General features: G+C 70.6%; 16 protein-coding genes and 2 pseudogenes. 7 read left to right on the top strand and 11 right to left on the bottom strand.

Translation table 11 applies throughout. The features are described 5' to 3' along the window. Positions 1–98: 98 nt before the first annotated feature. Entirely contained in the window at positions 99–2,399 is a 2,301-nt protein-coding gene (locus tag ACIOHC_RS01485; protein WP_351085366.1) for an ATP-dependent RecD-like DNA helicase, read from the bottom strand. Positions 2,400–2,579: 180 nt separating this feature from the next. On the opposite strand from ACIOHC_RS01485, the gene ACIOHC_RS01480 reads away from it, so the two are divergent. Further along, entirely contained in the window at positions 2,580–3,119 is a 540-nt protein-coding gene (locus ACIOHC_RS01480) for an SRPBCC family protein (protein ID WP_351085368.1), read from the top strand. Between the two features lie 171 nt (positions 3,120–3,290). On the opposite strand, the gene ACIOHC_RS01475 is transcribed toward ACIOHC_RS01480, so the two are convergent. From ACIOHC_RS01475 to ACIOHC_RS01465, 3 genes and pseudogenes are all read right to left on the bottom strand, one after another. Further along, positions 3,291–4,229: an NADP-dependent oxidoreductase gene (locus ACIOHC_RS01475; RefSeq protein WP_401840895.1), complete on the bottom strand. Its 939-nt coding sequence runs from the start codon at positions 4,227–4,229 to the stop codon at positions 3,291–3,293. A gap of 104 nt (positions 4,230–4,333) precedes the next feature. Next, positions 4,334–5,021: pseudogene (locus ACIOHC_RS01470) on the bottom strand (transposase). 190 nt (positions 5,022–5,211) lie between these two features. After that, positions 5,212–6,087 (bottom strand): annotated as a pseudogene (locus ACIOHC_RS01465) (RNA repair domain-containing protein); the annotation flags it as partial. Between the two features lie 706 nt (positions 6,088–6,793). Between ACIOHC_RS01465 and ACIOHC_RS01460 the strand changes: the two are divergent. Then, complete coding sequence (locus tag ACIOHC_RS01460; protein ID WP_351085372.1) at positions 6,794–7,261, top strand: transglycosylase SLT domain-containing protein; 468 nt, start codon at positions 6,794–6,796, stop codon at positions 7,259–7,261. 222 nt (positions 7,262–7,483) lie between these two features. On the opposite strand, the gene ACIOHC_RS01455 is transcribed toward ACIOHC_RS01460, so the two are convergent. The 3 genes from ACIOHC_RS01455 to ACIOHC_RS01445 form a co-directional block, all read right to left on the bottom strand. Continuing rightward, on the bottom strand, positions 7,484–8,311 hold the full coding sequence (locus ACIOHC_RS01455; RefSeq protein ID WP_351085374.1) for a sugar phosphate isomerase/epimerase family protein: 828 nt from the start codon (positions 8,309–8,311) through the stop codon (positions 7,484–7,486). Beyond that, positions 8,308–9,453, bottom strand: coding sequence for a dihydrodipicolinate synthase family protein (locus ACIOHC_RS01450; RefSeq protein WP_351085376.1), 1,146 nt, complete (start codon positions 9,451–9,453; stop codon positions 8,308–8,310). Before ACIOHC_RS01450 ends, ACIOHC_RS01455 begins: the two co-directional genes overlap by 4 nt. 119 nt (positions 9,454–9,572) lie before the next feature. Further along, positions 9,573–10,724, bottom strand: coding sequence for a Gfo/Idh/MocA family oxidoreductase (locus ACIOHC_RS01445; RefSeq protein ID WP_351085378.1), 1,152 nt, complete (start codon positions 10,722–10,724; stop codon positions 9,573–9,575). A 139-nt stretch (positions 10,725–10,863) separates the two neighbouring features. On the opposite strand from ACIOHC_RS01445, the gene ACIOHC_RS01440 reads away from it, so the two are divergent. Beyond that, positions 10,864–11,970, top strand: coding sequence for a LacI family DNA-binding transcriptional regulator (locus ACIOHC_RS01440; RefSeq protein ID WP_351085380.1), 1,107 nt, complete (start codon positions 10,864–10,866; stop codon positions 11,968–11,970). Positions 11,971–12,082: 112 nt separating this feature from the next. Next, positions 12,083–12,871, top strand: coding sequence for a sugar phosphate isomerase/epimerase family protein (locus tag ACIOHC_RS01435; RefSeq protein WP_351085382.1), 789 nt, complete (start codon positions 12,083–12,085; stop codon positions 12,869–12,871). A gap of 75 nt (positions 12,872–12,946) precedes the next feature. Here the strand turns inward: ACIOHC_RS01435 and ACIOHC_RS01430 are convergent, their stop codons facing one another. Next, positions 12,947–13,924: an EamA family transporter gene (locus ACIOHC_RS01430; protein ID WP_401840891.1), complete on the bottom strand. Its 978-nt coding sequence runs from the start codon at positions 13,922–13,924 to the stop codon at positions 12,947–12,949. Positions 13,925–14,030: 106 nt separating this feature from the next. Between ACIOHC_RS01430 and ACIOHC_RS01425 the strand changes: the two genes are divergently transcribed. After that, entirely contained in the window at positions 14,031–14,939 is a 909-nt protein-coding gene (locus ACIOHC_RS01425; RefSeq protein WP_401840889.1) for a LysR family transcriptional regulator, read from the top strand. A 192-nt stretch (positions 14,940–15,131) separates the two neighbouring features. Beyond that, positions 15,132–16,997 (top strand): glycoside hydrolase family 3 protein, encoded by a 1,866-nt coding sequence (locus ACIOHC_RS01420; protein ID WP_351085386.1) that lies wholly within the window; start codon positions 15,132–15,134, stop codon positions 16,995–16,997. A 124-nt stretch (positions 16,998–17,121) separates the two neighbouring features. Here ACIOHC_RS01420 and ACIOHC_RS01415 read toward each other — a convergent pair whose 3' ends face one another. Together ACIOHC_RS01415 and ACIOHC_RS01410 are read right to left on the bottom strand one after the other, a co-directional pair. Continuing rightward, positions 17,122–18,591 (bottom strand): S28 family serine protease, encoded by a 1,470-nt coding sequence (locus tag ACIOHC_RS01415; RefSeq protein WP_351082691.1) that lies wholly within the window; start codon positions 18,589–18,591, stop codon positions 17,122–17,124. Between the two features lie 159 nt (positions 18,592–18,750). Further along, positions 18,751–19,119 carry a hypothetical protein gene (locus ACIOHC_RS01410; protein WP_351082696.1) on the bottom strand — a complete coding sequence of 123 codons (369 nt, stop codon included), beginning with the start codon at positions 19,117–19,119 and terminating at the stop codon, positions 18,751–18,753. A gap of 301 nt (positions 19,120–19,420) precedes the next feature. On the opposite strand from ACIOHC_RS01410, the gene ACIOHC_RS01405 reads away from it, so the two are divergent. Next, the gene (locus ACIOHC_RS01405) at positions 19,421–19,918 is read left to right on the top strand and encodes a hypothetical protein (RefSeq protein WP_365693777.1); all 498 of its coding nucleotides are present in this window, start codon (positions 19,421–19,423) and stop codon (positions 19,916–19,918) included. A gap of 21 nt (positions 19,919–19,939) precedes the next feature. Here ACIOHC_RS01405 and ACIOHC_RS01400 read toward each other — a convergent pair whose 3' ends face one another. Further along, a complete protein-coding gene (locus ACIOHC_RS01400) occupies positions 19,940–23,695 on the bottom strand; it encodes an ABC transporter ATP-binding protein (RefSeq protein WP_351082687.1) in 3,756 nt (1,251 codons plus the stop codon). Positions 23,696–23,781 lie beyond the last annotated feature (86 nt).

Here is a 23,781-nt window from a genome sequence, read left to right as displayed (position 1 = left end):
CGAGGTTCCCTGACTGTCTCCACCCTCCCCCATTTGGCTCAGGAGAGTGCACTCGGGGTCGTCCATTGGACCTACTCGCGGCACTCAGTGCCGCGAGCCTACTCATCCTGCCCCTTCGGATCCGGTTCCGGAAGGCCCGCGTGATGTTTCCCACCGATTTGATCGATCATTTTTTCCGCGGATCCTCCGCCCGAGCCCCCTGACAGCCGGTAATCCAGCGCCGTACAGCGTCTGCCTGCGGAAACCGTGCGGACCGCCTGGCCGATCGCCTGCCGCGAGCCGACCAGCACGACGAGCTTCTTGGCCCTGGTCACGGCGGTGTACAGCAGGTTCCGCTGGAGCATCATCCAAGCGCTCTTCGTGACGGGGATGACGACGGCCGGGTACTCGCTGCCCTGGGAGCGGTGGATCGTCATGGCGTACGCGTGGGCCAGCTCGTCGAGCTCGTCGAAGTCGTAGGAGATCTCCTCGTCCTCGTCCGTGAGGACCGTCAACTTCTGTTCGTCCAGGTCGAGGGCGGTGACGACGCCGACCGTGCCGTTGAAGACGCCGTTCTCGCCCTTGTCGTAGTTGTTGCGGATCTGGGTGACCTTGTCGCCGACCCGGAAGACCCGGCCGCCGAACCGCTTCTCGGGCAGGTTCGGGCGGCCCGGAGTGATGGCCTGCTGGAGGAGCCCGTTGAGTGTGCCCGCGCCGGCGGGACCGCGGTGCATCGGGGCGAGGACCTGTACGTCACGCCGCGCGTCCAGCCCGAACTTGGCCGGAATGCGGCGGGCGGCGACATCCACCGCGAGCACGCCCGCGTCCTCCGTCTCGTCCTCCACGAAGAGGAAGAAGTCCTTGAGGCCCTGCGTGAGCGGCGGTATCCCGGAGTTGATCCGGTGTGCGTTGGCGACGACTCCGGACTGCTGGGCCTGGCGGAAGATCGTGGTCAGCCGGACCGCCGGAACGGGGCCACCGTCGGCCAGCAGATCGCGCAGCACCTCCCCCGCGCCGACCGACGGCAGCTGGTCGACGTCCCCGACGAGCAGGAGATGGGCACCGGGTGCCACGGCCTTCAGCAGTTTGTTGGCGAGCAGCAGATCCAGCATCGAGGCCTCGTCGACGACGACGAGGTCGGCGTCCAGCGGGCGGTCCCGGTCGTACGCGGCATCGCCCCCCGGCTTCAGTTCGAGCAGCCGGTGCACGGTGGAGGCCTCGGCCCCGGTCAGCTCGGAGAGCCGCTTGGCCGCCCGCCCGGTGGGCGCGGCCAGTACCACCTTGGCCTTCTTGGCGCGGGCCAGCTCCACGATGGACCGGACGGTGAACGACTTCCCGCAGCCGGGCCCCCCGGTCAGGACGGCGACCTTGCGGCTGAGCGCGAGCCGTACCGCGGCCTCCTGTTCGGGGGCCAGATTCGCCCCCGTACGTGTGGCGAGCCAGGCCAGCGCCTTGTCCCAGTCCACGTCCGCGAAGGCCGGCATCCGCTCCTCCGGCGTCCGCAGCAGCCGCTGCACCTGAGCGGCGAGGGCGACTTCGGCCCGGTGGAACGGCACGAGGTAGATCGCCGTGACCAGTTCGCCGCCCTCGGGCGAGGGAACCTTCTCCCGTACGACGCCCTCCGGGTCCTCGGCCAGTTCCGCGAGGCACTCGATGACCAGCCCCGTATCGACCTGGAGCAGCTTCACACCGTCGGCGATCAGCCGCTCCTCGGGGAGGAAGCAGTGTCCCTGGTCGGTGGATTGCGACAGCGCGTACTGCAGACCGGCCTTGACCCGCTCCGGGCTGTCGTGCGGAATGCCGACGGCCTGGGCGATCCTGTCGGCGGTGAGGAAGCCGATGCCCCAGACGTCGGCGGCCAGCCGGTAGGGCTGGTTCTTCACCACGGAGATCGAGGCGTCCTCGTACTTCTTGTAGATACGGACGGCGATGGAGGTGGAGACACCGACCCCCTGGAGGAAGACCATCACCTCCTTGATCGCCTTCTGCTCCTCCCAGGCGGCGGCGATCATCTTCGTCCGCTTCGGCCCGAGCCCGGGGACCTCGACCAGCCGCTTCGGCTCCTGCTCGATGATGTCGAGGGTGTCGACACCGAAGTGCGTGGTGATCCGGTCCGCCATGACCGGGCCGATGCCCTTGATCAGCCCGGAGCCGAGATAGCGGCGGATGCCCTGGATGGTGGCGGGCAGCACGGTCGTGTAGTTCTCCACCGTGAACTGCTTGCCGTACTGGGAGTGCGAACTCCAGCGGCCCTCCATCCGCAGCGACTCGCCGACCTGTGCGCCGAGCAGCGAGCCGACGACCGTCAGCAGATCACCCGCGCCCCGGCCCGTGTCGACGCGCGCGACCGTGTACCCGTTCTCCTCGTTGGCGTAGGTGATCCGCTCAAGCACACCTTCGAGGACGGCCATGTTGGACATGCTCCGACGCTACCGGTTCCCACCGACAACGCATTCCCGGCCTCGGAGGTCGCCCGTTTCCTGTGGTGACGACAGCTGAGCAGCGCTGTCCGGACCGCCGGGAAAACATCCGGGCCAGGGCCTGTTGCGCCCATGGTCCAGGATCGGAATGATCGGCAACTCCGGTGTGAGGAGGACGCCTTGGCATACGTCGATGGTCCGAGCGTGCACAGTGTCGTCCATGTCGAGGCAGCCGTGCCACGGGTCTGGGAGCTGGTGACGGACATCCGCCTGCCGGCCCGGTTCAGCCCGGAGTTGCGACGCGTCGCCTGGCTCGACGGGGCGAACGGGCCCGTGGTGGGAGCACGCTTCGAGGGCTTCAACCACCACCGGATGCTCGGCGAGTGGCGGACCGTCTCCCACGTGATCGAGGCGGACGAACCACGCGTGTTCGCCTGGGCCGTCACGGACGCGGACGGCTGTTACGGCGAGGTGACGCTGGACCCGGCGCGGCCCATGGCGACCTGGCGCTACGAGATCGAGGCCGAGGGTTCGGGCACTCGGCTGCGGCAGGCGGTCCGCCTCGGGCCGGGCCGCAGCGGGATCACCGCAGCCATCGAGAGCCGGCCGGACCGGGAGCAGGAGGTGATCGCCTTTCGGCTGAAGGAACTGCGTGCCGGGATGGAGGCCACCCTCCAGGGCATCAAGACGCTCGCCGAGGAGGGCGGTCGGAACGGCTGAGGGCTGTCCGTGATCCCTGGCGGGTGCACGACGACACCTACGGCACCTCGCCGTGTTGTCGAAACGCCTTGTGATGTCGGAATGTCGGAACGCCTGAGAGGTCGCGCGGATAGGCGCGGTTGGGGACGTCTGCAACAGAACGGGCACAGGCCGCGGGCCGCGAGAGCGGCGTCAGTCCGCCTTGCCGCTGGGAAGGATGACGAGCTTGCCCCGGACGTGGCCCTGCTCGCTGACCCGATGCGCCTCTGCAGCCTCCTCCAGGGGATACGTGGCGGCGATCGGCACGGTCAGCTTCCCCTCGGCTGCCAGCGCCGCCACGACGCCGATCCTTCGCACGGCGCCCTCCGCGTCGGCGGAGACCATCCGCACCCCCAGTTCGGCGGCGGAGAAGTCGGCGATCGTGACGACACGGTCCGGACCGCCGGCCACCTCGATGAGCCCGGGCAGCGAGCCGCGGCCGGAAACATCGAGTACCGCATCGACGCCCTGCGGGGCGACGGACCGGACCCGGTCCGCGAGTCCCGCTCCGTACTCCACCGGAGTCGCGCCGAGCGAGCGCAGGTACGTGTGGTTGGCCTCCCGCGCGGTTCCGACGACCTGGGCGCCCCGGAGCCTCGCCAACTGGACGGCGACCGTCCCGACACCGCCGGCGGCACCGTCGATCACGATCGTCTCGTCTTCCCGCAACTTCAGCTCGTCCAGGGCGTGCAGCGCTGTGTTGGCGGCGACCGGAAGGGCCGAGGCCGTCTCCCACGGCACCGAGGCGGGCTTCTTGGCGAGCATCTCCGCACCGACGACCACCGCCTCGGCGTAGCCGCCGAAGCCGATCGAGCCGAGCACCTCGTCGCCGACGGCGAACCCGGTGACGTCGGGCCCGACCGCGTCGACCACCCCCGCCACGTCCCCACCCGGCACCACCGGGAACCCGACCGGTAAGAAGGACGCCGCGGCGCCGCTGCGGATCTTCCAGTCGAGGGGGTTCACTCCCGCCGCGCGCACGACCAACCGGACCTCGCCCGCTCCCGGATCGGGAAGGGGACGTTCCACCACCTGCAGGACCTCGGGATCGCCGTATTCGGAAAAGGTGACCGCCCGGTAGTTCGCCTGCATTGACTTCCTCCTGACATATCTGGCTGACGGCGTCGGAGCGTAGCAACTCCGGCTTGTCGGCACAGGGTTGGCGGTTCTTAAAGGTGGCGCGGACAGAAGCGCGATCACCGTCGACGGTTTGGGCGTTCGTCCCAGCGGTGAGTCGTCCATGCCCGCCGGATCAGGCTGCGCACGGTGATGATCGCGTCGGCGAGGTCGAAGAAAGCATCGACGACGATGGCGCGCCGCTCGTAACAGCGGGCGAGCCGGTGGAAGGCACTCTGCCAGGCGTGGGTGCGTTCGACGTGCCAACGCTGACTGGCCTGGATCGGTGCCTTCTCGCCTTTGTGCGCGATATGGCCGTGGAGGCCGCGTTCCTTGAGCAGAGTGCGGGTGGTGTCCGAGTCGTAGCCGGCGTCCAGGTGCACGGTGACGTTGTCGGGCAGTGGCCCGAAATCGTCCAGGCGGTCCAGGGCCGGGGCGAGCAGTGGGGAGTCGTGGCGGTTGGCGCCGGCCAGGACACGGCCCAGTGGAATGCCGTATCCGTCCGTCATGCCCGAGCGTTTCAGGCCCTGCTTGCCGCGGTCGACCGGGGAACGCCCGGCCGCCTCGCCGCCTCCGGGAGCCGGCGATCGCCTGGTGAGAACAGCCGAAGCGCAGCAGTTGCAGCATCTTGTCGAAGATGATCCGGTCGCTGATGCGTCGGCGGTGGCAGCCAAGTGGATGGTCCGGGTAGTACTCCGGCCGCTCGGGACGCAGGGCCGCGAATCGATCCCAGAGCGGTTCGGTCAGCCATGATGGAAGCGTGGGCACAGGTCTCCCCAGTGATCGCAGAGCGTCGCAACTCCATGATCATCGGGACCTGTGCCCCTTCTGTCTCCGACCTCCCCAACCACGCCTATGCGCGCGACCTCTTATCAGGAAGCTGTTGTCCGGCGGCACTCTGCCCCAGCCGGCCCTGGCCTCATCTGTCGGTGATCCCGGAGAGCCATGACGTGTCCTCCGGGCCCGGCGCTCCGAGGCCGGGCGCGGGCAGCCGGCGGACCTCGCCCGTTCGCAGGGCGACCGTGGCCCGTGGCCGCATCGGCCCGTCGCCCCTGCGTGAGAGCAGGACGAGTTCCCAGACTGTCGCCGCCATGGTGTCGAGCCGGGTGACACAGTCGGCGGTGACTCGCCGCGGATCCCGGGTCCGGCCCAGGGACAGATGTGGGGTGAAGTTCCCGGCTGGCCCACTGCAGCGCGGGAACCGCTGCTGCAGCAGGCGGTGCAGGTCGGCCCACGGCGCCTGGCCGGCTGCCGTCGGGTCGAGCCACACGGTGGAGTACGCCCTGTGCCGGAAGGTCCGCACCCCGTCCAGCCGGGCGGTGAAGACCGGCGTCTCGGCCGTCGCCGCGGCCAGCAGCGGGGCGGCCCGCTCGAAGTCGGACTCCGGCACGAAGCCGAAGAGCACATTGACGTGCGGCGGCCATCGATGGATCTGCGGATCGTAGTCCCGGCGGATGTCCTGGATCGGCGGCCACAGCTCCGCAGGCGGGATCCAGGCCACCGCTGTGCGGGCCGTCGGGGGCACGTCGAGGACGCCGACGGGATCGCCCCCGCCGGAGTTCGTGTCGAAGCTCAGGTCCGCTTGCGGGTCCCGCACCCGGCCGGCGCCCGACGCATCGATGCGGTCCACGCCCGTGGCCCGGTCCCAGACCACCTCGCCGTCCGCCTCGATGAACACCACCCGGTGCCACGGGATGTCGCCCCCGGGCACGAATGAAGGCAGCGGGACGCGTTTGCAGGCATCCCCGCGCTGACTGATCCCCAGCACGAACCGGGCCGGGTCGAACCGCGGATCCCAGCGGACCCGGTGATAGATCTCGTCGCTGGTTCGCATCACGCCTCCTCGCCCACTCACGCAGCGACCGGCCGGACCGCCGCTCCGGTGCGGCTTCGCATACTCCACCTTCACCACATCCGGCACGTCGGGCAGCTTCTCCCGGCCGCGGCCCCGATCGATGTCGACGCGGAGGCGGCTCCCCGCGACTCCCCGCACGGCCGCGATTTGTCCGGCGTCACGCCGTGACTCCGTCGCGGCGGACTTCACGCCCTCCCCCGCCGTACCCGGCGAGCCGCAGCGTCCGCCGCCGTCGCCGCACCGCGGCCGACCGCCGCCCACGGCTGCACGCAGCCGCGTTCGGAATCACGAGGACCCGTCCGTCCGCAGCGTGGTGCCGGTCGTGCGCGGTGGGGACCACGGGTTCCCTCAGGTCACTTCAAATGACCCGGCCGCACTCCGACCGCGCCGCGCATTTCATTCATTGCACGGGGCGAATAGAGGGCTATTTTCGCTCGCCATGGGCCATATAGCGATGTCCGTTTTGGAATGATTTAACACTTCTGTCGTGTGATGTGGCCGATATGGTGCGCGTCACCATGATGCGACCTAGTAGGACAAAGAGCCCACATCGTGGTCTGATTGCGGCGATTTCGGCAGCCGTTGCCCGCTCCCTGTACGTATTCCGATAGTAAAGAGAGTCATTGACCGAAACTTGAACCCGGCTTAACAATTCTTGGCATCCCCACGGAAGAGGTAATTTCCGATGCAGATCTCCGCGATGTCCAAGAAGTTCGCTCACATGACCCAGACCAAGAAGATCTCGCTGGGCATGGCCGCCGCAGGAGCGGCACTCGTCGCCGGTTCCCTCGCCGGCGCCCCGGCCGCCTCGGCCGCCACCCCGGCCCAGGCCGGCGACCGTGTCAGCGCCTGGATCAACCAGTCACTGGAGATCATGCGCGCGCAGGGCATCCCGGGCTCCTACCACGGGATCCACCGCAATCTGATGCGCGAGTCGAGTGGCAACCCGAATGCCATCAACAACTGGGACTCCAACGCCGCCAAGGGCATCCCGTCCAAGGGCCTGCTCCAGGTCATCGACCCGACCTTCAAGGCGTATCACGTCCCCGGCACCTCGTGGAACATCTACGACCCGGTCGCCAACATCACCGCCGCCTGCAACTACGCGGCACATCGCTACGGCTCGATCGACAACGTCAACTCGGCCTACTGATCAGCATGCGATGAAGCTTTCGGGAATTCACGAGACGGTCCCGACGAGACGAAACGGGGTCCGGTCGAAAGACCGGACCCCCCTCGCATTCCCCCTCCGTCAGGGCTTCCCGATCCCCCCGGATCCCTCCCCGGAAGCGCCCGACGACAGATATGACTCGGCGGGGGGCCGGACGGTTGCACGCCTTGACGATCTCTTTACCTTGACGGCAAAGAGGCCCCTTCAGCAGGCGTGTTCGGCATAGCGGGACGCGACCTCCGCGAGGACTTCGGCGCCGTCGCGGGCCCAGAGGCCCTCGTTGAAGATCTCCACCTCGATCGGGCCGTCGAAGCCGGCGGCCTCGACCAGGGAGCGGAAGGCGCGGAAGTCCACGGCCCCGTCGCCCAGTTGCCCACGGCCGAGCAGGACGCCCGCCGGCAGCGGGGTGATCCAGTCGGCCAGCTGGAAGGAGTGGATGCGGTCGGCCGCGCCCGCGCGGGCGATCTGGGCGGGTGCCTGGTCGTCCCACCAGACGTGGTACGTGTCGACGACCACCCCCACCCGGTCCGCGGGGAAACGTTCCGCGACGTCCAGGGCCTGGGAGAGCGTGGAGACGACGCAGCGGTCCGAGGCGAACATCGGGTGCAGCGGTTCGATCGCGAGACGTACGCCGCGCTCGGCCGCGTACGGCGCGAGCTGCCCCAGGGCGTCCACGATGCGTTCGCGGGCGCCGTGCAGGTCCTTGCTGCCCGCCGGGAGGCCGCCGGAGACGAGGACCAGGGTGTCCGTGGACAGGGCCGCCGCCTCGTCGATCGCGGCGCGGTTGTCGTCCAGGGCGCGGGCCCGTTCCGCCGGGTCGAGGGCGGTGAAGAAGCCGCCCCGGCAGAGGCTGGTGACGGTCAGTCCGTTGTCGGCGAGCAGGGCGGCCGTGCGCTCCACGCCGTACTCCTGGACGGGGGCCCGCCACAGGCCCACCTTGTCGATGCCCGCCTTGGCGCAGCCCTCGGCCAGTTCGGGCAGCGACCACTGCTTGACGGTCTCCTGATTGATGGAGAGACGGCCGTCGCTCATCGGGTGCCTCCGTTGACCGTGAGCAGGGCGCGCATCCGGGACTCGGCCAGTTCCGGATCGGGGAACAGGCCCAGTCGGTCGGCGAGTTCGTACGCCTTCGCCAGATGCGGCAGCGAGCGGGCGGACTGCAGGCCGCCGACCATGGTGAAGTGGTCCTGGTGCCCGGCGAGCCAGGCGAGGAACACCACACCCGTCTTGTAGAAGCGGGTGGGCGCCCGGAAGAGGTGGCGGGACAGTTCGACCGTCGGGTCGAGGAGGTCGCGGAAGCCCTGGGTGTCGCCGGTGTCCAGGACGCGTACGGCGTGGGCGGCCAGCGGACCCAGCGGGTCGAAGATGCCGAGCAGGGCGTGGCTGAAGCCCCGCTCGTCGCCCGCGATCAGCTCGGGGTAGTTGAAGTCGTCGCCGGTGTAGCAGCGGACCCCGCCGGGCAGGCGGCGGCGCACGTCGATCTCGCGCTCGGCGTCCAGGAGCGAGATCTTGATCCCGTCGACCTTGTCCGGGTGCTCGGCGATGACCTTCAGGAACGTGCCGGTGGCGGCGTCCAGGTCCGAGGAGCCCCAGTAGCCCTCCAGCGCCGGGTCGAACATCGGGCCGAGCCAGTGCAGGACGACCGGTTCGGAGGCCTGGCGCAGCAGGTGCGCGTACGTCTCCAGGTAGTCCTCGGGCCCCTTCGCCGCGGCGGCGAGCGCACGGGAGGCCATCAGGATGGCCTGCGCGCCGCTCTCCTCGACGAGCGTGAGCTGCTCCTCGTACGCGGCCCCCACCTCGGCGAGCGAGGCCGGGCCGGCGGGGAGCTGGTCGGTGCCGACACCACAGGCGATACGGCCTCCGACGGCCTTCGCCTCGGCGGCGGAACGGCGGATCAGTTCGGCCGCGCCCGCCCAGTCCAGGCCCATGCCGCGCTGGGCGGTGTCCATGGCCTCGGCGACGCCGAGACCGTGCGACCAGAGATGACGGCGGAAGGCGAGGGTGGCGTCCCAGTCGACGGCGGCCGGTGAGTCGGGGCTGATGTCCGCGAACGGGTCGGCGACGACATGGGCGGCGGAGAAGACCGTACGGGAGGCGAGCGGTGCGCCGCCGGGGGCGAGGTCGAGCGGGATGGTGCGGGGCTCGTACGGGCCCTGCGGGAGGTGGATGGTCACGGGGTCGGCTCCGATGTTCCGTACGCGGGGTGGATGGTCACGGGATCGCCTCCGACGTCCCGTGCGCGAGGTGGCCGGTCAACGGATCGACCCCGTCGCCCTGCACGCCGGGCGGCTCGTCACAGCGTCAGCTCCGGCACGTCGAGGCGGCGGCCCTCGGCGGAGGACTTCAGGCCCAGTTCGGCGAGCTGCACGCCGCGGGCACCGGCCATCAGGTCCCAGGTGTACGGCTCGTCGAGGGCGATGTGGCGCAGGAAGAGCTCCCACTGGGCCTTGAAGCCGTTGTCGAAGACGGCGTTGTCGGGCATCTCCTGCCACTGGTCGCGGAACGACTCGGTGACCGGGAGGTCCGGGTTCCAGACCGGCTTGGGGGTGGCCGAGCGGTGCTGGACGCGGCAGTTGCGGAGTCCGGCGACGGCGGAGCCGTGCGTTCCGTCGACCTGGAACTCGACGAGTTCATCGCGGTTGACGCGGACCGTCCAGGAGGAGTTGATCTGCGCGACGGCACCGCTCTCCAGCTGGAAGATGCCGTACGCGGCGTCGTCGGCGGTGGCGGCGTACGGCTTGCCGCGCTCGTCCCAGCGCTGCGGGATGTGCGTCTGGACGTGCGCCTGGACGGTGGAGACCCGGCCGAACAGCTCGTGGAGCACGTACTCCCAGTGCGGGAACATGTCGACGACGATGCCGCCGCCGTCCTCGGCCCGGTAGTTCCAGGACGGGCGCTGGGCCTCCTGCCAGTCGCCCTCGAAGACCCAGTAGCCGAACTCGCCGCGTACGGAGAGGATCTCGCCGAAGAAGCCGCCGTCGATGAGGCGCTTCAGCTTCAGCAGGCCCGGCAGGAAGATCTTGTCCTGGACGACGCCGTGCTTGATCCCGGCGTCACGGGCCAGCCGGGCCAGCTCCAGGGCGCCCTCGACGTCCGTGGCCGTGGGCTTCTCGGTGTAGATGTGCTTTCCCGCGGCGATCGCCTTCTTGATCGCCTCGACGCGGGCCGAGGTGACCTGGGCGTCGAAGTAGATGTCGATGGTCTCGTCGGCGAGAACCGCGTCGAGGTCGGTCGACCACTCGGTCAGACCGTGCTGCGCGGCGAGCTCCTCCAGCGCATGCGCGCGGCGGCCGACCAGGACGGGCTCGGGCCACAGCACGTCGCCGTCCCCGAGGTCGAGGCCGCCCTGCTCGCGGATGGCGAGGATCGAGCGCACCAGGTGCTGCCGGTATCCCATGCGACCCGTGACGCCGTTCATGGCAATGCGCACTGTCCTGCGTGTCACGAAAGTTCCTCCATACACCCGTAGCAAGCGCTTTCTATCGGAGATGACGCTAGCCTGCCGACAGCGGCCCGGACAAGAGGGGGCGCGCCGGCAACCTCTCTCACACCTCTCAACCCCCGGCACTCCTCGGAGGAATGCGATGACAGTCACCCTGGCTGATGTGGCGGCCCGCGCCCGGGTGTCCCCGGCCACCGTCTCCCGCGTGCTGAACGGCAACTACCCGGTGGCCGCGTCCACCCGGGAGCGGGTGCTGCGCGCGGTGGACGACCTGGACTACGTGCTCAACGGGCCCGCGAGTTCGCTGGCCGCGGCCACGTCCGACCTGGTCGGCATCCTGGTCAACGACATCGCCGACCCGTTCTTCGGGATCATGGCCGGGGCGGCGCAGACCGAGATCGGCGGGCCCGGGGACGGGTCCGGCCGAGCGGGCGGCGAGAAGCTCGCCGTCATCTGCAACACCGGCGGCTCCCCGGAGCGCGAGCTGACCTATCTCACTCTCCTCCAGCGCCAGCGCGCCGCCGCCGTCGTCCTGACCGGCGGCGCCGTGGAGGACCCGGCGCACCGGGCGGCGGTCTCCGCCAAGCTGACGAAACTCGCGGACGCGGGCACCCGGGTGGTGCTGTGCGGGCGGCCCCCGCTGCCGGGCAGCGAGGCGGTCGTGGCCTCGCTCGCCTTCGACAACCGGGGCGGCGGGCGACGCCTCACCGAGCATCTGCTCTCGCTCGGCCACCGGCGGATCGGCTATGTCGCGGGCCCGTTGGAACGGACGACGACCCGCCACCGCCTTGAGGGCCACCGCGCCGCGATGCGGGCGGCGGGGCTCTTCGGCGTCGAACGAGGTACGGAGGGGAGCCCGGCGCACCAGTACGACGAGGAGCGGCTCACCGTCCACGGCCCCTACGACCGCCGCTCCGGCTACGACGCGACCCTCGAACTCCTGCGCCGCGAACCCGGGGTGACGGCCGTCGTCGCCGCCAACGACACGGTGGCGCTGGGCGCCAGTGCGGCGATCCGGGACCGGGGCCTGCGCATCCCCGAGGACGTCTCGGTGGCGGGATTCGACGATCTCCCGTTCTCGGTGGACGCGGTCCCGGCGCTGACGACCGTACGGCTGCCGCTCTTCGAGGCGGGCGCACGGGCGGGGCGGCTGGCGATGGGCAAGGAGGCGCCGCCGCCGGGAGGCATCGCGACGATCGCGGCCGAGCTGATGGTGCGGGGGTCGACGGCGCCGCCGCGGGCGGTGTGAGGCTCCGTGCCGGGGCCGGGGTACCGGCAGGGCGGGCACCGGGGTCATGATGTGCCGGCCACCGTCCGGTCCGCGCGGGACGGTGACACGTACCGACGGAAGGAACACGCACATGAAGCTCGCCTTCTCGACCCTCGGAGTGCCGGGGATGCCGATGGCCGATGTCGTCCGGCTCGCCGCCGAGCACGGTTATCAGGGGGTGGAACTGCGCGCCCACCCCGAGGAACCGGTGCATCCGGGTCTTTCGGCACTGGAACGGGCCGACGTGGTCGAGGAGTTCAGCAAGGGCGGCGTCGAGATCCTGACCGTCGCCGGGTATGTCCGGGCCGCGGCCGAGGGGGACGACCGGCCCGTGCTGGACGAACTCGCCGGGCTGGTGGAGCTGGCCCACGACCTGGGTGCCCAGCACGTCCGGGTCTTCCCGGGCGGCGGCGACCAGGACCCCGCCGCGGCCGACGCGACCGCCGCCCGGCGACTGGGCGCCGCCGCTGCGCACGCCGCCGACCGGGGCGTACGCATCCTGCTCGAAACCCATGACTCGCACCGGGCGGGCGCGGACGTGGCCCGGGTCGTCGGAACGGTCGGGCACCGGCAGGTCGGCGCGCTGTGGGACATCATGCACACCTGGCTGGCGGGCGAGGAACCGGCCGCCAGCCACGCCGTGCTGGCCCCGCACCTGGCCTACGTACAGGTGAAGGACATCGCGTCGGCCGAGGACACCGAACCGTTGGCGCTGGGCACAGGGGTACTGCCCCTGCGGGACTGCCTGGACACGCTGGACCCGGACAGCTGGGTCTGCTGGGAGTACGAGAAGCGGTGGCACCCGGGGGCGGCGGAGCTGCCGGGGCTGCTCAGCGCGGGACGCGAGCACCTGCTGCGGCTGGGGGCGCCCAAGTCGTAGGCGGACGCGGGCACAGGCACCGCGCACTCGCAGTCGCAGTCGCAGTCGCACTCGCAGTCGCGGACGCGGTCGTGTTCAGGCCCGCGCCTTCGGCCGCGGTTCCGGTTCCTGCTCCGGTCCCTGCTCCGGCTGCTGTGCCTGCTCCGATTCCGGTTCCGGCATCCGTTCCGGTGGCGCCGGTACCGCGGCGCCGGTCCGGCGCGCTCCCGCCAGCGACGTCAGAGCCACCCCGCCCACCAGCAGCGCCGCCGCGCACCACCGCAGCGGGCTCACCGACTCGCCCAGAAGCAGTGCGGCCGACGACATCCCGAAGACCGGGACGAGCAGCGTGAACGGGGCCACCGACGACGCCGGGTGGTGACGCAGCAGGAAGCCCCAGGCCCCGAAGCCGAAGACGGTGGTGATCCAGGCGACGTAGACGATGATTCCGACGCCGCTCCAGTCGAGCGCGGCCAGCGCGTCGGCGTCGCGGTCCCAGCCCTCGAAGAGGAGGGAGAGGCCGAGCAGCGGGAGAACGGGGACGGTCGAGACCCAGACCATGAAGTTGAGGGGGTCGGGCGGCGCGGCCTTGCGGGTCAGCACATTGGACACGCCCCAGCAGGCCGCCGCCGCGATCACCAGGACGAAGGCGAGCACGGGCCCGCTCGCGCCCTCGTCGATCGCCGCCACGCCGATGCCCGCCAACGCCACCGCCATCCCCGACATCCGCACTCTTCCCGGGCGTTCGCCGAGCGCGAGCGCCGCGAAGAGGGCCGTGAAGACCGCCTGGACCTGGAGCACCAGGGAGGAGAGGCCGGCGGGCATGCCTCGGTCCATGCCGATGAAGAGCAGACCGAACTTCGCCACTCCGAGGACGAGCCCGACACCCACGATCCACTTCCAGGCGACCTTGGGCCGGCCGACGAAGAAGACCGCGGGCAGCGCGGCGACCAGGAAGCGCAGGGCGGAGAAGAGCAGCGGGGGGAAGTGCCCGAGGCCGATCTCGATGACGACGAAATTGACACCCCAGACGGCTGCCACCAGGGCGGCCAGGGCGATGTGGAGGGGACGCATGCACCGAGGATCACCCGCGCGGACCATGTAGCACCAGCGCGGATTCCTTCATGGTGGAATTGAGTGTTGCTAATGAATCGCGAGGTCCCACGTCCGGGAGGTTCCGGTGCTCGATCTGTCCCGGCTGCGCGCCCTGCACGCCATCTCCGTCCATGGCTCCGTCGCGGGCGCGGCCGCCGCGCTCGGCTACACGCCGTCGGCGGTTTCGCAACAGATCACCAAGCTGGAACGGGAGACCCGCACGACGCTCCTCGAACGCCGTGGACGCGGTGTCGCACTGACCGAGGAGGCCCTCCATCTCGCCGCGACGGCCCAGCAGTTGCTGGCGATCATGGAGCGCGCGGAGACCACGCTGGAGGAGCGCAGGGGGCTGCCGACCGGGCGGCTGTCGATCGGCGCGTTCGCGTCCGCGGCGCGCGGGCTGCTGCCCCGGGTGCTGGCCGGGCTGGACCGGGACCACCCCGCCCTGGATGTCCGGATGACCGAGGTCGATCCGCACCTCTCGGTCGACCTCGTGGCCAAGGGCGTGATCGATCTGGCGGTCGCGCACGACTGGGACATCGCCCCGCCGCCCGCGCCCGACGGCGTGGCGCAGGCGGTGATCGGTGACGACCTGTGCGATCTGCTGGTGCCCGAGGGCCATCGGCTCGCCGGGCGGGCCGCGGTGCGACGCGAGGAACTCGCGAAGGAGCGGTGGATCTGCCAGCCTCCGGGGACGGTCTGCCACGACTGGCTCGTACGGACGCTGCGTGCGGCGGGCTACGAGCCCGACATCCGACACCGGGCGGAGGAGAACCACACCCAACTGGCTCTGCTCGCCGCCGGTCTCGGAGTCGCGATGATCCCCCGGCTGGGACGGGGGCCGCTGCCGACGGGAGTGGTGGCGGTGCCGCTCGCCCCCGTACCGGTGCGCCGGCTGTACGCGTTGTGGCGCACGGAGGCGGCCCGGCGGCCCGCGATCACGGCGGCCGTGTCGGCACTCCAGTCACACGGGGCAGCGGTGGGGTTGAGGTAGCGGGCCGGCCGGGGTCGTGGCGCCGTGCCCCCGATCGCCGGGTCGGGACCGGATCGCCCGCGCCCCTTCAAGCACTGGACAGGCTCAAAACGGTCCAGACCCTTGACCGGAAGTTATTTTCTGTATATCCGTGCTCCTTGGAAGTTTCTTTCACCTTCTCTCTCGTCCCCGAGTACGGCCGAAGGAGCTCACGTGCACCACCGCACCTCCAGACGCACCCTTCTCACCGCCACCGCCGCGACCGCCGCGGTCGCCGTCACCGGCGGCGTCATCGCCCCCGGCGCCGTCGCCGCCCAGAGGTCCGCGAGCAGCGGGCCCGGCGGCGGGCAGCACGATTCAGCCGCCACCACCAAGCGCCTCAAGCGGCTCATCTCCCGGATGACCCTGGAGGAGAAGGTCGGGCAGCTCTTCGTGATGCGGGTGTACGGGCACTCCGCCACCGAGCCCGATCAGGCCGACATCGACGCCAACCTGGCCGAGATCGGCGTCCGCACCGCCGCCGAGCTGATCGCCAAGTACCACGTCGGCGGGATCATCTACTTCGCCTGGGCGCACAACACCCGCGACCCGCACCAGATCGCCGACCTCTCCAACGGCATCCAGCGCGCCGGCCTCGCCGGCCCGACTCCCCTGCCGCTCCTCGTCTCCACCGACCAGGAGCACGGCATCGTCTGCCGTGTCGGCGAGCCCGCCACCTTGATGCCCGGCGCGATGGCGCTGGGCGCGGGCGGCTCGCGCTCCGACGCCCGCCGGGCCGGGCAGATCGCGGGCGCCGAACTGGCCGCGATCGGCATCAACCAGAACTACGCCCCGGACGCCGACGTCAACGTCAACCCGGCCAACCCGGTCATCGGCGTACGCTCCTTCGGCTCCGACCCGCAGTCCGTGGCCGGGATGGTCGCCGCGCAGGTGAAGGGGTATCAGAGCAGCGGCATCGCCTCGACGGCCAAGCACTTCCCGGGCCACGGCGACACCAGCACCGACAGCCACACCGGCCTGCCCGTCATCCGCCACACCCGGGAGCAGTGGGCGGAGCTGGACGAGCCGCCGTTCCGGGCCGCGATCGCGGCGGGCATCGACTCGATCATGACCGCGCACATCGTGGTCCCGGCGCTGGATCCGGCCGAGGACCCGGCGACGCTCTCCCGTCCGATCCTCACCGGCATCCTGCGCGAGGAGCTCGGCTACGACGGGGTCGTGGTGACCGACTCGCTCGGCATGGAGGGTGTACGGACGAAGTACGGCGACGAGCGCGTGCCGGTCCTCGCCCTGCTCGCCGGCGTCGACCAGCTGCTCAACCCGCCTGACCTGGACGTCTCCTGGAACGCTGTCCTGGAGGCCGTGAAGAGCGGTGAGATCAGCGAGGCCAGGATCGAGGAATCGATCCTGCGCATCCTGCGGCTGAAGACGAAGCTCGGGCTGTTCGACGACCCGTTCGTCAGTCACAAGGGCGTGGACCACACCGTCGGGACACGGGCCCATCTCGCCGCCGCCGACCGGATCGCCGAGCGCACCACCACACTGCTCGCCAACGACGGCGCGGTGCTGCCGCTCTCGCGGCGGTCCCACAAGAACCTGCTCGTGGTCGGCGCCGACCCGGCCTCCCCGTCCGGCACCACCGGACCGCCGACCACCACCCTGGCCACCGCCTTCGGTGAACTGGGATACACGGCAACGGCGCTGTCCACCGGTACCGCCCCCACCAAGGCGAAGATCGACGAGGCGGTGGCGGCCGCACAGGGCAAGGACGCGGTGATCGTCGGGACGTACAACGTCACGGCGACCAGCTCGCAGCGCACCCTGGTGAGCGCCCTCGCGGCGACCGGCATCCCGGTGATCACCGTAGCGATCCGCAATCCGTACGACATCGCCCAGCTGGCCGGGACCGGGTTCGCGGCGAACCTGGCCACGTACTCCTGGACCGATGTCGAACTGCGGGCCGCCGCCCGCGTGATCGCGGGCCGCGCGGAGCCGGAGGGCACCCTGCCGGTGCCCGTGCAACGCGCCGACGATCCGGCGCGGGTGCTGTACCCGGTCGGTCACGGGCTGACGTACTAGGACCCGGGAACCGGGAAGGGGCTGTGCGTGACGCACAGCCCCTTCCCTCCCTGCGAGGACGGCCTCACGTGGACCGCGTTCGCGAGGACGGCCTCACAAGGACGGCCTCACGAGGACCGCTTGCTCACGGGCGCAGCCCGCGCTCGCTCGTCACGTCCCGCTTGTCGAGCCGCGCGTCGAACTTCGCGAGCGGCTTCGCCTTCGCCGGGTCCTCCTGCACAGCGGCTGGCGCGACGCCCGCCCAGCGCAGAATGGCGGCGGTGGCGGTCGCCTTGTCATCCGCGTCGAGCCCTGCCACGTTGGAGCCGTGGTTGCCGCCCGCCACGGTCATGACATAGCTGTCACGAGCGCCCGCACCGAGCCGGAAGCGCTCCGCGCCCCACGGGTCGTTCTGCCCGTACACGTACAGCATGTGGTTGGCGTGGTGCTTCACCCAGGTGTCGACGTCACGCATCACCGACGGCTGGAACTTCATCGGGATGGAGCGCGGCACGTAGTTGCGCGGCGGCTGGTACCCGTACCGGCTCAGCTTGCCCAGCCACGGCTGCTTGATGTTCGGCGAACCGAGCTGGGTGCCCGCCTGGTAGTAGTACGGGGTGTACTTCTCCAGGCCCTGGTCGCTGTAGGCGGAGAATCCGGAGATCGAGTCGATCGAGTCCCAGATCGCCTGGTCGGGTGCGTTCTCGGCGTCGGCGGGGATGGTGTCGCAGTCGGACAGCAGGCTGTACTGCCAGTACGCCCAGACGTAGTCCATGACGACGGCCTCGTAGGCCCGGTCGAGCGAGCCGACGGTGTCGAAGGTGTAGCTGTTCGCGGCGGCGTACTCCTGGTACTTCTTCTCCAGCGGCCCGCGACGGACCAGCGCCTCTCGCTGCACCCCGTTCAGCTTGTCGCGGCACTCCTTGGTGCCGACGTTCTCGAAGAACCGGTCGTACGCCGAATCCTCCTTGTCGACCACGTCGTTGGGCGCCACGTACGCGACGACGCCGTCCATGTCATCGGGGTAGAAGCGCTCGAAGTACGTGGCGGTCATGCCGCCCTTGGAGCCGCCGGTGGTCAGCCAGTTCTTGGTGTAGATCTGCTTCAGCGCGGTGAAGACGCGGTGCTGGTCACTGGCGGCCTGCCAGATGTCGAGCTTGGACCAGTCGGCGGGCGCCGGACGGGACGGGGTGAAGAACCGATACTCCAGGGAGACCTGGTTGCCGTCGACGATCCGGGTCGGCTCGGAGCGGCTGGGGTTCGTGGAGACGTTGTAGCCACTGGTGTAGAAGACCGTCGGACGGGACGTGTCCTTGTGCAGCAGGGTGATGCGCTGCTGGAAGGTGCCCTTGGACGGGTGCCGGTGGTCGATCGGCTGGGTGTAGTTGAGGACGAAGTAGCGGTAACCCGCGTACGGCTTCTCCTCGATGAGGCTCATTCCCGGGATGGCCAGGATGCGGTCCTTGATGTCCGTGCTCGTGCCGTTGTCGCCGACGGCCGTGCTCCGGAACGCGGTCGGTTCCGCGGCGGTGGCCGCCCCGGCCGAGGCACCCGTCGCACTCACCGTGCCGATGAGCACCGCGAGCGACAGGAACCCTCTGAGCGCCTTGCGCATGCACCCTCCCCATGATTCACAACATTCGTCGTGAACCTAGCGGGGCAACACCGGCGCCGCCAGACCCTGTTGCAGGGGAAAGATGCCAGGGGAGAACCACGGACCCGGGCCGTCGGTCCTCGGCGACCCCTCCGGCCGCCGCCGTCGGCCCGCCCTCCGTCAGCAGAGAATCCAGCCCGTGGAACCGGACTTCCCCGCGATCGTGGCCGAGGCCCGGACGCACCGGTTCAGCGCGTGGACCGTCACCGGGCCGGCCTGCTTGGTGAACTTGCCGCTGTCGACGACGGGGCTGCCGCCGCGCGGCTGGATCGTCACGGACATCTTGCGGCGCGGGCCCGGCTTCTTGGCGACCGCGACGGCGCAGGCGTAGGAGCGGCTCTTGTAGACGCGCAGCTCGCCGGTCTTGAACGGGACCGCCTTCGCGAGGCGTCCGGGGCAGACCGTCGCCGCGTGGGCGCTGCTCGCAGCGGTGCCGGTGAGCAGCAGACCGGCGGTCACCAGCGGCAGGACGAACAGGTACGCGAGCATCCGGCGTCCGATGCCGATGCTTCTTCGGTCCCGGCCGGCCGTTCCGACCGCGTCGGCCGCATCGACGACCGCATCGGACGCCCCGGCCTGCCCGGCCCTTCCGGCCCTTCCGGTCCTTCTGATCACCTGCAGCCCCATCACTTAATCGAACATTTGCGCCCTTGCTCGGTACATACGCACACATGCGTACGACGCAGGAGGCCATCCGAAGGTTGCACCCGGCGTGCTCCGCCTCCCGGGCAACCGAATCGCCACAACATGGCTCCAACCAGGCAGAGCCACAGGAAAGGCAGGAACTGCCGTGCTCCGACTCCGCAATGCACAGGGCCCCCTCGGCCGACGCGCCGTCGCAAGGACGCTGCTCGCCACCGCACTCCTCTCCGTCGTCGCCGTGGTCCCGGCCGCCGCGTCGGCCCCGCAGGCGCCGACGGCCGCGGCGCCGGTGCGCAACGACGCCGGCACCCCGGCCCACCAGCAGGTGGCCCACTTCTACGGTGCCTACATCGATGCCGTCAGGGCGGAGGGCGGCGGCAAGCTCGCCGCCGCCCTGAGGTCGTTCTACCTGACGCCCCACCTGCGCACCCAGCTGAACACCTGGGAGAGGCGCAACCACGCGGACGGTGTGCTCCGCGCCCAGAACACTCCGCTCGCCTTCCGGGTCGCTCCGGGCGAGAGCGGGGCGGGCCACACCTGGTCGCAGGTGCGGCTCACCTGGAGCAACGGCAAGCACCCCACGCACACGTATCTGACTGTGCGGTCGGATCTGCGGACCGGCAGGATCTCCGGCATCGGCAAGTGAACGAATGGACGGGCCCGGCTCTCACACCCCGGCGGGCTCGTCCTCCCCGATGAACGTGCGCCACAGCACGGCGTAGTGCCCGTCGCGGGTGAGGAGTTCGTCGTGCGTGCCGTCCTCGACGACCCGGCCGTGGTCCATCACCACGACCCGGTCGGCGCGGGCCGCCGTGGTCAGCCGGTGGGCGACGACCAGGGTGGTGCGCCGGCCGGTGAGCCGGTCGGTCGCCTGGTTGACCAGGGCCTCGCTGGCCAGGTCGAGGGAGGCGGTCGCCTCGTCGAGCAGCAGGATGTCCGGGTCGACGAGTTCGGCGCGGGCCAGAGCGATCAGCTGGCGCTGACCGGCCGAGAGGTTGCGGCCCCGCTCGGCGACCTCGTGCAGATACCCGCCGTCCAGCGTGGCGATCATGTCGTGGGCGCCCACCGCCCGCGCCGCCGCCTCCACCTGCGCGTCGGTGGCCTCGGGCCGCCCGTAGGCGATGGCGTCGCGGACCGTACCGGCGAAGAGGTAGGCCTCCTGCGGCACGACTCCGAGCCGGTGCCGGTACGCGGTGAGGTCGAGTCGGCGCAGATCGGTGCCGTCCGCCGTGACCCGGCCGCCCGTCGGGTCGTAGAACCGGGCGACGAGTTTGACGAGGGTGGACTTCCCGGCGCCCGTCTCGCCGACGAACGCGACCGTCTGGCCGGCCGGTATCCGCAGGTCGACCCCGATCAGGGCCTCTTCGGCGTCGTCCCCCGAGCCGTAGGCGAAGGACACGTCCTCGAAGGCGATCTCGCCGCGCAGCGACAGCACGTCCAGCGGTTCGTCCGCCTCGTCGGTGGAGGTCGGCTCGCGCAGCAGTTCCTGGATGCGGCCGAGGGAGACGGTGGCCTGCTGGTAGCCGTCGAAGACCTGGGAGAGCTGCTGCACCGGGGCGAAGAACAGATCGATGTAGAGGAGGTACGCGACCAGCGCACCGGTGGTGAGCGTGCCGTTGTCGACCCGGCCCGCGCCGACGATCAGGACGGCGGCCGAGGCCACTGCCGAGAGCAGCTGCACGAACGGGAAGTAGACCGATATCAGCCACTGGCCGCGGACCCTGGCCCGGCGGTAGTGGTCGCTGCGCTCCGCGAACCGGTCCGCGCCGTCGCGCTCGCGGCGGAACGCCTGCACGATCCGCAGTCCGGAGACGGACTCCTGGAGGTCGGCGTTGACCACACTGATGCGTTCGCGGGCCAGCTCGTAGGCCTTGACGCTCTTGCGGCGGAAGAAGAACGTACCGACGATCAGCGCGGGCAGCGTGGCGAAGACGACGAGGGCCAGCGACACGTCGAGGACCAGCAGGGCGACCATGATGCCGAAGAAGGTGACGACGGAGACGAAAGCCGTGACCAGACCGGTCTGCAGGAACGTCGACAGCGCGTCCACGTCCGTCGTCATCCGGGTCATGATGCGGCCGGTCAGCTCGCGCTCGTAGTAGTCCAGGCCGAGGCGCTGGAGCTGCGCGAAGATCTTCAGCCGCAGTGAGTACAGCACCCGCTCGCCGGTGCGGCCCGTCATCCGGGTCTCGCCGATCTGGGCCGCCCACTGCGCGAGCACGACCACCAGGGCCAGCGCGGAGGCCGCCCAGACGGCACCGAGGGCGAGCCGGGACACACCCTGGTCGATGCCGTGCCGGATCAGTACGGGCAGCAGGAGTCCGGCGCCCGCGTCCACCGCCACCAGTACCAGGCTCACCAGGAGGGGCAGCCCGAAGCCCCGCAGCAGCCTGCGCAGTCCGTAGGACTCCTCGGGCCGGACGGCCCTCGCCTCGTCGATGTCGGGGGTGTCGGTGGCCGGTGGCAGGGCCTCGACCTGGGCGAGCAGTTCGGGGGTCGCGGGCATGCCGGCCGCCCCGACATCGCGGGGCTCGTCCTTGCGGACCCACAGGTGGGGACTGATGCCGCGCTCGGTGTCGAACGTGGCGTCCAGCTCCTCCTGGAGCGCGCGGTCGTCCTCGGGGGTGGTGTCGACGGCGGCGGTCAGCGGGTGGTGTCCGGGCGAGGTGCCGCCGAGCTCGTCCGGGTCGGTGAGCAGCCGCCGGTAGAGCGCGCAGCGGCGCTCCAGCTCCTCGTGCGTACCGATGTCGGCGAGCCTGCCGTGGTCCAGCACGGCGATCCGGTCGGCGAGATTGAGGGTGGAGCGGCGGTGTGCGATCAGGAGGGTCGTCCGCCCGGCCATCACCTGGCGCAGCGCCTCGTGGATCTCGTGCTCTACGCGGGCGTCGACGGCGGAGGTGGCGTCGTCGAGGAGGAGCAGCCGGGGGTCGGTGAGGATGGCGCGGGCGAGCGCGACGCGCTGGCGCTGGCCGCCGGAGAGGGTGAGCCCGTGCTCGCCGACCTTGGTGTCGTAGCCCTCGGGCAGGTCCGCGATGAACCGGTCGGCCTGGGCGGCGCGGGCCGCCTGCTCGATCTGTTCCTGTGTGGCGTCCGGGAATCCGTAGGCGATGTTGGCGCGGACGGTGTCGGAGAACAGGAAGCTGTCCTCCGGCACGAGGCCGATGGCGGCGCGCAGGGACCGCTGGGTCAGTTCGCGGACGTCGTGGCCGCCGACCAGGACGGCGCCGTGCGTCACGTCGTAGAAGCGGGGCAGGAGCAGCGAGACGGTGGACTTGCCGCTGCCGGACGCGCCGACGACGGCGACGGTCTCACCGGGCTCGATGGTCAGCGAGAACCCGTCGAGGACGGGGCGGTCGTCCGCGTAGCCGAACCGTACGTCGTCGAACTCGACGCTCGCGGGGGCGTCGGCCGGGAGTTCCTTGGTGCCGTCCTTGATGGCCGGCTCGGTGTCGATCAGTTCCAGTACGCGTTCGACGCCGGCGCGGGCCTGCTGTCCGACGGTGAGGACCATGGCGAGCATCCGGACCGGGCCGACGAGCTGGGCGAGGTAGCTGGAGAAGGCGACGAACGTGCCGAGGGTGATCTCGCCCCGGGTGGCGAGCCAGCCGCCGAGGGCCAGCATCGCGACCTGGCCGAGCGCGGGGACGGCCTGGAGCGCCGGGGTGTACCGGGAGTTCAGCCGGATCGTCCGCAGCCGTCCGGCGAACAGCTTGCGGCCGACCTCGCGCAGTTTGCCGGTCTCCTGGTCCTCCTGCCCGAAGCCCTTGACGACCCGGACCCCGGAGACGGCCCCGTCGACGACTCCGGCGACGGCGGCGGCCTGCCCCTGCGCGTACCACGTGGCGGGGAAGAGGCGGGCGCGGGAACGGCGGGCGATGTACCAGAGGGCGGGGGCGACGGCGACCGCGACCAGGGTGAGCAGGGGCGAGAGCCACGCCATGATCACCAGGGAGATGAGGAAGAGCAGCACGTTCCCGATGGTCATCGGGAGCATGAACAGAAGTCCCTGGATCAGCTGGAGGTCGCTGGTGGCGCGCCCGACGACCTGTCCGGTGGACAGTTCGTCCTGCCGCTTGCCGTCGAGGCGGGTGAGCGTCCCGTACATCTCGGTACGGAGGTCGTGCTGTACGTCGAGGGCGAGCCGGCCGCCGTAGTAGCGGCGGATGTACGTGGATATGTACACCAGCACGGCCGCGACCACGAGGAGCCCGGTCCAGACGGCGAGGGAACGCGTGTGGTCGACGACGACATCGTCGATGATCACCTTGGTGATCAGCGGGACGAGCGCCATCACCGCCATGCCGGCGAGCGACGAGCCGAGCGCCAGCAGCACATTCCGCCGGTAGCGCCAGGCGTAGCCGATCAGCCGCCGAGCCCAGCCCGAGGCCTGCGCCGCGCCCTCCGCGTGCCCTGCGTCCGTCACCGGTACCTCCCCGTTCGACCTGCTCTACCGGAAGGCACCAACGCGGTGGGCAGCGGATTTCATCCCGCTGTTACAAAAGACGGGCC

The organism is Streptomyces sp. NPDC088252, assembly GCF_044740965.1.
Classification (GTDB): Bacteria; Actinomycetota; Actinomycetes; order Streptomycetales; family Streptomycetaceae; genus Streptomyces.
The sequence above is the reverse complement of the archived record's forward strand: the minus strand, read 5'-3'. Positions and strand labels throughout refer to the sequence as shown.